General features: G+C 36.2%; 11 protein-coding genes. 8 read left to right on the top strand and 3 right to left on the bottom strand.

The window, feature by feature from the left end; all coding sequences use genetic code 11:
- The first annotated feature begins 38 nt into the window (after positions 1 to 38).
- The 3 genes from BTO21_RS20050 to BTO21_RS06760 all read left to right on the top strand — a co-directional run bounded on the left by BTO21_RS20050 (position 39) and on the right by BTO21_RS06760 (position 2635).
- Complete coding sequence (locus tag BTO21_RS20050) at positions 39 to 182, top strand: hypothetical protein (RefSeq protein WP_156728339.1); 144 nt, start codon at positions 39 to 41, stop codon at positions 180 to 182.
- 97 nt (positions 183 to 279) lie between these two features.
- The gene (locus tag BTO21_RS06765) at positions 280 to 1440 is read left to right on the top strand and encodes an amino acid permease (RefSeq protein ID WP_045030486.1); all 1161 of its coding nucleotides are present in this window, start codon (positions 280 to 282) and stop codon (positions 1438 to 1440) included.
- Positions 1441 to 1840: 400 nt separating this feature from the next.
- The gene (locus BTO21_RS06760; protein WP_105026737.1) at positions 1841 to 2635 is read left to right on the top strand and encodes an ATP adenylyltransferase family protein; all 795 of its coding nucleotides are present in this window, start codon (positions 1841 to 1843) and stop codon (positions 2633 to 2635) included.
- A 21-nt stretch (positions 2636 to 2656) separates the two neighbouring features.
- Here BTO21_RS06760 and BTO21_RS06755 read toward each other — a convergent pair whose 3' ends face one another.
- Positions 2657 to 3244, bottom strand: a complete 588-nt coding sequence (locus tag BTO21_RS06755; protein ID WP_045030483.1) for a C40 family peptidase — start codon at positions 3242 to 3244, stop codon at positions 2657 to 2659.
- Positions 3245 to 3467: 223 nt separating this feature from the next.
- Between BTO21_RS06755 and BTO21_RS06750 the strand changes: the two genes are divergently transcribed.
- Positions 3468 to 4712, top strand: a complete 1245-nt coding sequence (locus BTO21_RS06750; RefSeq protein WP_239997991.1) for a sugar ABC transporter substrate-binding protein — start codon at positions 3468 to 3470, stop codon at positions 4710 to 4712.
- Positions 4712 to 6844 carry a diguanylate cyclase domain-containing protein gene (locus BTO21_RS06745; protein ID WP_052672679.1) on the top strand — a complete coding sequence of 711 codons (2133 nt, stop codon included), beginning with the start codon at positions 4712 to 4714 and terminating at the stop codon, positions 6842 to 6844. Before BTO21_RS06750 ends, BTO21_RS06745 begins: the two co-directional genes overlap by 1 nt.
- Positions 6845 to 6896: 52 nt before the next feature.
- Here BTO21_RS06745 and BTO21_RS06740 read toward each other — a convergent pair whose 3' ends face one another.
- Both BTO21_RS06740 and BTO21_RS06735 read right to left on the bottom strand, forming a co-directional pair.
- On the bottom strand, positions 6897 to 7364 hold the full coding sequence (locus tag BTO21_RS06740; protein ID WP_045030481.1) for an RNA methyltransferase: 468 nt from the start codon (positions 7362 to 7364) through the stop codon (positions 6897 to 6899).
- Positions 7365 to 7485: 121 nt separating this feature from the next.
- The gene (locus BTO21_RS06735) at positions 7486 to 7821 is read right to left on the bottom strand and encodes a PBPRA1643 family SWIM/SEC-C metal-binding motif protein (RefSeq protein ID WP_045030479.1); all 336 of its coding nucleotides are present in this window, start codon (positions 7819 to 7821) and stop codon (positions 7486 to 7488) included.
- A gap of 620 nt (positions 7822 to 8441) precedes the next feature.
- Between BTO21_RS06735 and zwf the strand changes: the two genes are divergently transcribed.
- The 3 genes from zwf to gnd are packed head-to-tail and all read left to right on the top strand — an operon-like array spanning position 8442 to position 12119.
- Positions 8442 to 9941, top strand: a complete 1500-nt coding sequence (zwf, locus tag BTO21_RS06730) for a glucose-6-phosphate dehydrogenase (RefSeq protein WP_045030476.1) — start codon at positions 8442 to 8444, stop codon at positions 9939 to 9941.
- Positions 9942 to 9943: 2 nt separating this feature from the next.
- On the top strand, positions 9944 to 10669 hold the full coding sequence (pgl, locus tag BTO21_RS06725; RefSeq protein WP_045030475.1) for a 6-phosphogluconolactonase: 726 nt from the start codon (positions 9944 to 9946) through the stop codon (positions 10667 to 10669).
- A gap of 1 nt (position 10670) precedes the next feature.
- Positions 10671 to 12119 (top strand): decarboxylating NADP(+)-dependent phosphogluconate dehydrogenase, encoded by a 1449-nt coding sequence (gene gnd / locus BTO21_RS06720; RefSeq protein ID WP_045030473.1) that lies wholly within the window; start codon positions 10671 to 10673, stop codon positions 12117 to 12119.
- Positions 12120 to 12160: the final 41 nt, after the last annotated feature.

Below are 12160 nucleotides of genomic sequence, written 5' to 3'. Positions count from 1 at the left end.
TGCTAATAGACTGGGTTTCATCGTTTAGGAGTACGATAATGACGCAACAGTATCAAAATGAACAACATCAACCCCCACCATCATTGGCATCGCATGATGTGATTACCGATGTCATATGCATTGCAATGGCTTTCTCTTCTGCCTCTTATTTTAGCTTCCGATTTAGTAACGGTTCTCTGTAACCGCCTCTGTTTTTGACTAAAAATTACATGTTATTACTAATGTATCTGATCGTAGATATATGGATTGCTATATCTAACAATAAGAAAAAAGGGAAATATGAATACTAAATTATTAGGAAGCTCGCTGATTATTGCGGGAACGGCATTAGGCGCAGGAATGCTTGCCATACCGATGGTATTAGCCCAATTTGGTTTGCTTTCAGGTTCTTTATTGATGCTGCTTATTTGGAGTGGTACAACTTATGCCGCTTTATTATTATTAGAAGCAAGTATCAAAGTCGGTGGTGGTTTAGGCATGAACACCATTGCACGAAAAACATTGGGTAAAGGTGGGCAAGTAGTCACTAACGGATTACTTTATGCATTATTAGTTTGTTTATTAATGGCATATATTATTGGTGCTGGCGATTTATTACAAAAACTAACGACAGGTTTTGGTTTTGAGTTATCAATGCTACACAGTCAGATCATCTTTACTGTACTTGCCGGTTGTATTGTTGCTGCGGGAACGGGGGTTGTTGATAAGCTTAATCGTATTTTATTTTTAATCATGATTGCTGTGCTCATTATTACATTATGTGCATTAATACCCGGCATGAGCTTTAATCACTTTTTTGAAGCAACTAATAATAGCAATATTGATTTAATAAAAACCAGTGCAGTGTTGTTCACTAGCTTTGGTTTTTTTCCTGTTATTCCTTCATTAGTGTCATACAATGATAAAGCTAGCCATAAGCAATTAAGAAATATGGTGTTATTAGGTTCTCTCATCCCGTTAGGTTGTTACTTACTATGGTTATATGCTGTTGTAGGAAGCTTATCTGCTGAGCAATTAGTTAAATTTGATAATGTTTCTATACTTATTGATGCCTTGAGTACCCGCTTTGCAGGTATACATATCATTCTCTCGGTATTTACTGGATTAGCACTATTAACATCGTTTTTAGGTGTAGCAATGTCACTATTTGATCAAAATGTTGATTTGTTCAGACAAAATCGAGTAGTCACTTATGTTCTTACCTTTATTTTACCGCTGCTAGGGGCGATCTTTGCTGCCAACCAATTCCTATCAGTCTTGAGTTATGCTGGCTTGATCTTGGTGTTTATTGCGGTATTTATACCGATGTTGATGATCCACAATATAAGAAAATCGACTCAAACAGTATCGAGTTCTGGTTATCAAGTTGCAGGAGGATCATTTGCAATGTTAATGAGTCTGCTCTTTGGTTGTTTTCTGATTGGGGCACAACTGATTTAACGAGAGAAAAAAGAGAAAAGACGTTCATTGTTGATGAGCGTTTTTTTTATCAAAAGAGATAAAGATAAGAGAGCAGGGTAGCAGATTGACCGATCTTGAGTACCCTGTTAAAACACTTTATATGACCAATATAAAGTTAAATCATTTAAAATCTATAATTCACATTGGAGTACGAATTAACATCGTAAGTGACTGATAGAATTTATGGATACGATGATACAAACTTTCAGCACTAAGGGCTATATTAGCGTTGTTTTTAGCAAGCGTGATTTTTTTCTAAAAGTGTAAACTTAGGATTACACTCGGTATTTTAGGGATCTAATATTACTGTTTTTTTATTAGGTGAGTGATTAGTGTTGTTTTATTTTCTAGTGATTAGAATGGTTGCAGGTATTTGTAGATGTTATGGGATAAAGCTTTAACAGTTGCCAAAAATGCAAGTGAAGCACAAGTATTGCTACCAATTGCGACCATGAGCTCAGTTGTTTCTGAGCAGGGAACTGACTTTTTTATTAAGGTCATGAATGATAATCTTAATAAAAAAATACAACAAGGACAGACACAAAATAATCCTTTTTTGCCTTATGATGAACAAATGTTCGTAGATACTGTCGGTCATGAGCATGTCTGTTTATTAAATAAATATCCCGTAGGGGATCCGCATTTACTCATTTGTAGTAAAGCATTTGTTAGTCAATCATCATTGCTTGACCTACATGATTTTTCGGCTTGGATTCAAGGTGCTACTTATCCTAATGTCGTCGGTTTTTTTAATTCAGCGTCGGAAGCTGGTGCAAGTCAGCGCCATCGACACATGCAGTTGATAAAAACGACGGTGCCGTTAGAAGAGATGATATTGTCAGGTAAGTTACCGTTTAAACACAAATTATTTACTTTTGATCGTATTAATAGTGAGAAAGCCTATTTTTGCTATTTAGCGGCAATGCATGATTTAGGATTAACACCTAAAAATACCGCCCTCAATATCAATGAACCTATAGAATGTTTGCCTTATAATATTCTATTAACTCAACATTGGATGTTAGTGATCCCTCGACTAACAAATCATGTTGGTGATATTTTTGCTAATGCTCTGAATTATTCAGGTTGTTTTTTAGTAAAAGATCAGCAACAACATGATTGGCTAATAGATTATGGTTGTTTACGGTTACTAACGGAATGTGTAGCACCATAAACTGAATATTGAAAGGGAGTATTATTTCTCCCTTTTTGATGATGGATTAGGCATCCGTATAACCGTTAAATAACGCTTTGGATACCCACTTTGGTAATAGCTAGTTTCGGTGACACCAAAGTGTTTTTTAGATGATGAACTGTGAATAAATTTAATTAACCCTGGCTTTATTTCAGTAATTATTCCTGCATGGCCTGGCTTTCTTATTTTTAAATTAGTACCAGTAAAAACAATAAGATCACCAATCTTCGCGTCTTTTAATGTTATTGAGTGATTAAATAATTGTGTATATCCTGCCGTTGTTCTTGGAATAGAAATATTAAAATGATTATATATGTATTTAATAAATCCTGAGCAATCAAACCCTTTAGGCGTAACTCCTCCCCAAACATAGCGTGTTCCAATATATTTACGTGCAAAATCAATCATTTTTCTTTGTTCTATCTTTGCTTTAGATTGATTTTTGGTATGGTTCTGTTGAGAAGAAGGTATTGTTTTATTGGGGGTTTCTTTAGTAACTTGTGATGCTGCATTGACATGTGTTTCGCAAGCGATTAATAGCAAAAATGACAACGGTAAAATGCGCTTAAGGTATATTTTTGGGGTCATGGTATTTATGTATCAGCTTTGATGAGCTTAATGGAATAAGTAGCTTTATAATAATGATTTATATTTAGCTTACAATAGATATTAAACATTATTATTCTTGATTAATATCAATTCGAAATTATCGAGAGGGGTATAATCTATAATCCCTATTAGATCACATTAATTTGTTAGTATTTAGTATAATACTTATCTAAATGAGAGTTATTTACTCTGAGTTTGCTATATGTCATACAAAAAACATCGAAATATGTATTTAGATATTATTAAGATAATATCTGAGAATTTATTAAACACTATTCATTTTTCTTTTTTATTAGTCATCTTGTTATTTTCAAATACTGTATTAGCTACACCTATATTAACAATTTGGTCGTCACATCAAAATCGTGATTTCTTAACCATAATGACAAATAAATACAAAGAAAATCATGATGTTAAAGTATCAGTTGTTCAATTAGATCCATCAGAAATAAAAGCAGAAATTCTGTTAAGTGCTCAGGATGGTGGATTACCTGATCTTGTTGTTATCCCTTCTGATTTTTTGGGCTTACATCAGATGATGGATTTATCAGCTATTCCTCGCGATTGGTATCAAGAAAAACTGAGTTCAATGGTAAGATCGACGGTTAAATTACAAGGAAAGTACTGGGGAATACCTCTTATTCAAGGTAATTTTTTATTATTATATTATAATAAAAAATATGTGACACACCCAGCGACAGATTTTGAAGATATTATTTTAGAAAAAAAACAGTTTCTAGCAAAAAATATTATGCCGATGGGATGGAACTATAATGATATGTATTATTTTATGCCCTTTTTATCTGCTTTTAATGGTTGGCCTATTACGAATGGAAATATCACCCTTAATACACCAGCAATGGTTAAAGCATTAAAATATTATCATTTGTTGGCAGAACAAGGCATTGTGAATCGAGATTGTGATTACCGCTGCTCTCAATTGGATTTTGTGAATGATAAGAGTGCATATTCAATTAATGGTGATTGGGCATATCATGATTTGAAAATGATGTTGGGAGACAATTTAGGTGTGGCTTTATTACCAAAGGTGAAAGGTAAAACTATGCACCCAATGGCAAGTACATTTGTTTTAGCTGTTCCTAATTACACTCTGAAATCAAAAGAAAAAAAACAATTAATTAAGGACTTTTCTGAGTTTGTTCAACAACAAAATAATCAGCGAGCAGTGTACGAAAAAACACAGTTATTACCAATATCGATAGCTTATTATCGACAGCTAAAATCGAAAGCGGAAGGGGATAGTTTGGTTATGTTTGATCAAATGGCACTAACGAGAGCTATGCCATCAACGTTGAATATGGCTATTTCATGGCAGGCTATAGTGATTGGTTTTCAACGCTATCAAGCGGGTGCTACAGCAGTATATGCAGCTGCACATATGCAAAAGATGGCGATGGAGCAGATTCAAAAGTTGGATAAGAATTGATGAAATTACGCTTAAAGTCATCGTTAGCATTATTAATGTTAATCATTGCTGTTGTACCGGCTGCTATTGTTGGTGGGTTGCTTTTAAAACAACAATCAGATGTAGAAGCGAATTACCGTATTGATATGTTAAATCGATTATCTAATACCATTAAACAAGAGTTTGATTATCGATTTTCATTATTATCGACAAGTTTAGATGTGCTGTCACGTGATAGATTATTTGTTCAAGCGATTGATAATTTTTTTTTGGCGGGTCATGTTAATACTTCACTAGGAAGATTAGTTAAAAACACCCCATTAATTCAAGCAGCTTATTTAGTTGATGATCGATGGTCTGAAATTGAAAGCTATAATGGTATTCATGGTTTATCTTCTTTTTCTAAATTAAAAGATATTCTTATGTACCGTTTATCAATTCATCATGGAAACGGTCGGCAATGGGTTTTTTATTATAATGATGAAGATTTAATGCCTTTGAAATTTAATCCTACTCGTCGTGGAATTGTTATTGGTGTTCCTATTTTTCAATCGATGACGAATGGTTTAAAGCGTGTACCTTTAGGATATTTGATTGTTGTCGTTCCAATGGAAAATATTGTTAAAGTATTAAAACCTTATCTAAAAGATGGGGAGCGAGTTGTTTTTAAAAATAATCGAGAAAGAGGGGTGAATAATACTCGTGATATGAAGAATATTATCATTTCTCAAAGTAAAATAGATCAAAATAGATCAACAATAAATAAAACAATAAATATTAAGTTAGAAAATAAGTATATTTCTGAACCGATTGAATACACGATGAAAGTGTATATGGATAAGTATTTAGGTGAAAACCCATATATTAATTCTTTGAAATATATTTCACTATTTGGTGTGATTATTATTTTACTCGCATTTTTTATTGCAGGAATGACATATCGTTGGATTGCTCGACCATTAGGCGGTTTAATGGAAACGGTACGGGCTTATTCTCGAGGGGAATATCAGGAGTTAGGGCGAGATTTAAGATTTACAGAATTTTTTATGGTTGACCGATTAATACGTAATATGGCAAAAACTATTCAAGCACAAGTGGCTGATTTAGCTGTTACCAATAGTGAATTAAATGCAGCATATTTAGAGAAAGAGCAAGCCAACTTACAATTAGTTAATTTTAATGACCAATTAGAATTAAAAGTTGAAGAAAAGACATTAGCACTTAGTCGTTCATTACTTCGTGAAGAAAATAGACGGTCAATGCTGCAATCACTATTGTCATTTAGTCACGATATTCAATCGGGTGATATTATTGAAACCGTAATGACACAACTTGTTGCTTTATATCCTATGGCTGGATGGGCAATGAAAAGTTATGCCGATAATAATGAATGGGCGTGTGAAAATATAGATAAGTCATGTTTAGAAGAACAAGTAATACAACCAGAAAATCATTATAGTGACTATTATTGCTTACCTAGTGATGGGAAATATCTGCATTGTTTTAAGATTAAAAATAGTCAAAATGATATTGTTGGAATAATCGTAATGCAATATATGCAACTAGAGCATGATGATCTTGAGGTTATTTCATTATTTATTCGTCAGCTGTCAACTGAATTAGAAGGTCGATTGTTAAATCGTGAATTGGCACGTATTGCAGTTACTGATTCATTAACAGGATTAGCCAATAGAAAAGCATTTGATAACGATCTAGAAGGGCATATACAATTATTTAATCGCTACCCAAGTCGAAATTTTGGTTTATTTATGCTGGATGTTAATGGGTTGAAACGAGCGAATGATAGTTATGGTCATAGTATGGGTGATACGTTATTAATTGAAACAAGTAAGCTTTTAGTTGAAACCTGTCGGTTAACAGATACAGTTTATCGTCTTGGTGGGGATGAATTCGCGATTATACTTGAGGCGGGAGATCGAGATAGCTGCAGTATTTTATGGCGTCGATTAGAAAAGGTACGAGATCAAATTAATTATGCGTGCTTACCCAATGGAAAACAGGTTGAGATTCATTTTGCCGTTGGATATGCCAGTACTGATCAATACCCAGCAGATCAAGTTTGCTTAGTGGCAGATAAAGTGATGTACAAAGATAAGCGTCGCTTCTACGAGAAAACGGGCATTGAGCGATAAAAATCTAACCACTGCAATGTGATAGTGTTGCAGTGGTTTACTGGTAGTAATGCTATTTATGGTTTGAGAAATTATCACCCTTTGCCATGCGGTCATATAAAATAACATTCACGGCTGCCGCTAAATTCATCGATCCTTTTGTTGGAACATAAATTGTTTCACGACAAAAATCAGTAATTTCTTTTTTTAAGGTACCATCTTCAGGGCCAAAAATATAAAACGCACGTTTGGGATGTTTATATTCAGGTAATGGCTTCGCATCATCAATTAAATCTACGGCAACAGGTACACAGCCGACAGGAATAATTGCTTTTAGATCTTCAACACCAATTAATGGGATATCAAGCGCAGCATTTTTGGTATCAGTACAAAATTGCGCTGCATGATCATAACGAGTGCCAGTATAAAAGACAGAGTTGACGCCATAACAGCCAGCCGCCCGCATTACAGAGCCGACGTTTTCTGGTGTTTTAGGATTAAAAAGGCCTACGCAAGAGTAACCCTGACTTTTTTTGCTCATATGTACATCTACTTTAGAAATTGAGGCGAAATTGTATACCTAAAGCAATATCGCTACAGTAGGTATCATTATTTAGGGGAGAATAAAACAGGAACTGAGGTTCCTGTTTTTATGTGAGGTTTTACTTACCGCAACATTTTTTATATTTCTTACCGCTGCCACATGAACAAAGATCGTTACGATTAGGCGTTTTATCAAACGTTGTCGTGATTGGCTTGTTTAATGTTGCTGCAAGTTCTGCAATATCTTCTACAGCATTAGCATCTACAGTGATAGTTGCAAAAAGCTGTTGTTCTGCTAGTTGTACTTCTAGTTCTTGTTGACGTTCTTCTGTGTTCACAATCAATGTGAGTGGGTTGGTTTCCGTGCCAAGCTTATTTTCACGCTTTGTGTTATAGCCACAGCTGCTGTGTTTTGGTTTTTTTTCGATGCGGCCTTTAAAGAAAAATTTAGACATGGGGTAACCTGTTTGCTATGTAATATTAGCGCTGTCATTGTTGAATGAATACGCTTAATAACGAAAAAGCCACCAAAAGTAAGGTGGCTGAAATTGTGGGCATAATAACCGCCATCGTGCCGCTTATCAAGCATTGAGCTGATGCTTAAGTAATAAAAGTAAACAGGGTATATGAACCAAAATGTGGTATCCGATGTTTACTTATTGATAGCTATTGAAGTAATCGATTGCATTGGAAGAATTTCATCTTCACACTACAACGGTTCTAATCAAGGACACTTGAGTTACGGTTGGTCATCAGAATTTATTATATAGTTGAAAAAACCTATCAAAGTAATAGGTTTTTTCGTCTATCACTGTCGTTAATAATTGTTAATATACTAAATATAGAAAGAGTAAAAAGTACTAAACTGTCTGATATGTTAGTGTATTAGTGATAAATATGACGACTATATGCAACATCTTGATGGATAAGATTATTAATGTATAACAAAAATTTTCAATTTTTATCACGAAAAAATGCATAAAAAATTGAAAATTACGGCATAATAACGCCCGTTATACCAAGCAATTGATTGCTGTACCAGATCGAATGATCTGTAAATAAATGGGAACATTACATGGTTAAACCAGAAAATAACGCAATTGTAATTTTTGGTGCGTCAGGCGATTTGACTCATCGAAAATTAATCCCTGCGTTCTATCATTTATACGCTAATGGTTTATTGCCAGAAGATTTCGCTATTTTAGGTGTTAGTCGTACGACATATAGCGATCAGGAATTTCGTGACAAGCTTCGTTCTGCATTAGAAGAAAATGAAAAAACAGATACAGCGATATTAACGAAGTTTTGCCAACATTTATATTATCAGGCATTAAACACCTCTGATGCTGCACAATACGCAGTGTTAAAACAGCGTTTAGACGTATTCAAAGATACCCACCATACTAGTGGTAATGCAGTATTTTATCTTGCAACCCCACCTAGCCTTTACGGTGTTATTCCTGAGTGTCTTACGGCTCACGGTCTTAACGATGAAGCTGATGGTTGGAAAAATCTGATCGTTGAAAAACCATTTGGTTATGATCTTGAATCTGCTATTTCTTTAGATAAGCAGATTCACGCATGTTTTCAAGAGCACCAAATTTACCGCATTGACCATTACTTAGGCAAAGAAACGGTACAGAACTTATTAGTTTTCCGTTTTGCTAACGGTATGTTTGAGCCATTATGGAACCGTAATTTTATTGATTATGTTGAAATTACTGCATCTGAAGCGTTAGGCGTTGAAGATCGCGGTGGTTATTACGATGGTGCTGGTGCTGTACGTGATATGTTCCAAAACCACTTATTGCAAGTATTAGCAATGGTCGGTATGGAGTCACCTGCAGCCATTAATGCTGACTCTATTCGTGATGAAGTGGTTAAAGTGATGCAAAGCTTTAAGCCATTATCAGAAGACGATCTACAGAAGAATTTAATTCTAGGTCAATACACTGAATCTGATGTTCGTGGCAAACACCTTCCAGGTTATCGTCAAGAGCATGGTGTTGATGATGAATCTCGTACTGAAACCTATGTCGGTATGAAGATGTTTATCGAAAACTGGCGTTGGAACGGGGTACCGTTTTATGTCCGTACCGGTAAACGTTTACCGACTCGTGTAACTGAAGTTGTGATTCACTTTAAGAAAACACCGCACCCAGTCTTTGGCGCTAATGCACCAGAGAACAAATTGATTATTCGTATTCAGCCTGATGAAGGTATTTTAATGAGCTTCGGCCTTAAAAAACCAGGTGCTGGTTTTGAATCTCAAGAAGTATCAATGGACTTCCATTATGACAAACTTGAATCAATGAACATGCTTACTGCTTATGAGCGTTTATTGTTAGATTGTATGAAACAAGATGCAACATTGTTTGCACGTACTGATGCAGTAAAAGCATGTTGGAAGTTCGTACAACCGATTCTTGATTATAAAGAACAACCTGAGCATCTATTTGGTTATGCTGCGGGTACATGGGGACCTAAAGAAGCCGATGAGCTATTGGTTAATGACGGTCGTCAATGGCGCTTCCCATGTAAAAACTTAGCCAATACGGATTATTGTGAGTTATAAACATGATTAATTATAAAGTGTTTGATACCCCGCAGGATGTGGTTGTTTCTCTAGCTGAAACCATGCAAGCCATGAGCCTGAAAGATCATGCAGTACATATTTCATTGTCTGGTGGTAGTACACCTAAGCTGCTGTTTAAAGCGTTGGCGCAAGCCCCTTTTGCTGACAGCATACAATGGAATAATCTTCACTTTTGGTGGGGGGATGAGCGATGTGTTGCACCAACTGATGCTGAGAGTAATTTCGGTGAAGCTAATGAGTTGTTGTTCAAACATGTTGCGATTCCTGCGGCGAATATTCATCGTATTCGTGGCGAAGCTGATCCGATAGCTGAATGTGCACGTTTTGCCGCAGAAATGGATGCAACCATTCCACACAAAAATGGTTTACCGGCCTTTGATTGGATTTTATTAGGCATGGGTGGCGATGGGCATACGGCTTCTTTATTTCCCCATCAAACCAATTTTGATGATCCTGCGTTAGCAGTGATTGCCACTCAACCAGAAAGCGGTCAAAAGCGTATTTCAAAAACGGCACGTTTACTTGAAAATGCCGATCGTATTACTTACTTGGTCTTGGGTGAAAGTAAGGCTGAAGTCTTACATGAAATAAATAGTACACCGGCGGAAGATCTTGCTTATCCGGCGGCAAAAATTAAAGCCTCTCATGGCAAAACAGAATGGTATTTAGATGCAGCAGCAGCAAAACTGCTAGCACAAGGAGAATAATATGAAAGGCGATATTGGTGTAATTGGTTTAGCAGTTATGGGTCAAAACTTGATCCTTAATATGAACGACCATGGTTTTAAAGTAGTTGCTTTTAACCGTACCGTTTCTAAAGTAGAAGAATTCCTTGAAGGCCCAGCAAAGGACACTAACATCATCGGTGCTACGTCATTAGAAGATTTAGTGTCTAAGCTAGAATCACCACGTAAAATCATGTTAATGGTTCGTGCGGGTGATGTTGTTGATGCATTTATAAATAAGCTTGTACCATTGCTTGATAAAGGCGATATCATTATTGATGGTGGTAACTCAAACTACCCAGATACTAACCGCCGTGTTGCTGAGCTTGAAGCTAAAGGTCTATTATATGTAGGTTCTGGTGTTTCTGGTGGTGAAGAAGGTGCACGTTTTGGTCCTTCAATCATGCCGGGTGGTTCTGAAGCTGCATGGCCTGCAATTAAACCTATTTTCCAAGCTATCTCTGCAAAAACAGCTGCGGGTGAGCCTTGTTGTGATTGGGTTGGTAAAGATGGCGCAGGTCACTTTGTTAAGATGGTTCACAATGGCATCGAATACGGTGACATGCAGCTAATCAGTGAAGCATACCACTTCATGAAGTCTGGTTTAGAGCTGTCTCATGATGAGATGCAAGCAATTTTCCAAGAGTGGAATAAGACTGAGTTAGATAGCTACTTAGTTGAAATTACTGCTGAAATTCTTGGTTATAAAGATGAAGATGGTCAACCGTTGGTTGAGAAAATCCTTGATACTGCAGGCCAAAAAGGCACTGGTAAGTGGACAGGTATCAACGCGCTTGATTTGGGTATTCCACTAACGCTAATCACAGAAGCTGTATTTGCACGTTGTGTTTCTTCAATGAAAGATCAACGTGTTGAAGCTGAAAGTCTATTTGGTAAAACAATTGCTAAGATTGATGGCGATAAGCAAGTATGGGTTGATGCATTGCGTCAAGCACTACTGGCTTCAAAGATTATCTCTTACGCACAAGGCTTTATGTTAATTCGTGAAGCTTCAGAAGAGTTTAACTGGGATCTAAACTACGGCAACGTTGCTCTTATGTGGCGTGGCGGTTGTATTATTCGTAGTGCATTCCTTGGTAATATCCGTGATGCATACGATGTGAATCCTGATATTAAGTTCCTTGGTTCAGATACTTACTTTAAAGATATCTTACTAAGCAGCATGCCAGCATGGCGTAAAGTAGCCTCAAAAGCGATGGAAATTGGCCTACCAATGCCAACAATGACATCAGCATTAACATTCCTTGATGGTTACACAACAGCAAGCTTACCTGCGAATATGATTCAAGCGCAGCGTGACTACTTCGGTGCTCACACTTATGAGCGTATTGATCAACCTCGTGGTCAGTTCTTCCATACTAATTGGACTGGTACTGGCGGTGATACAGCCTCTACAACTTACGATGTATAATGTGTAAGTGATAAAATATTATTAAGCCACCGTTCGTGGTT

Source organism: Photobacterium phosphoreum, from assembly GCF_002954725.1.
GTDB classification, from domain to species: domain Bacteria; phylum Pseudomonadota; class Gammaproteobacteria; order Enterobacterales; family Vibrionaceae; genus Photobacterium; species Photobacterium phosphoreum.
This window is presented reverse-complemented; position numbering and strand designations above follow the sequence as displayed.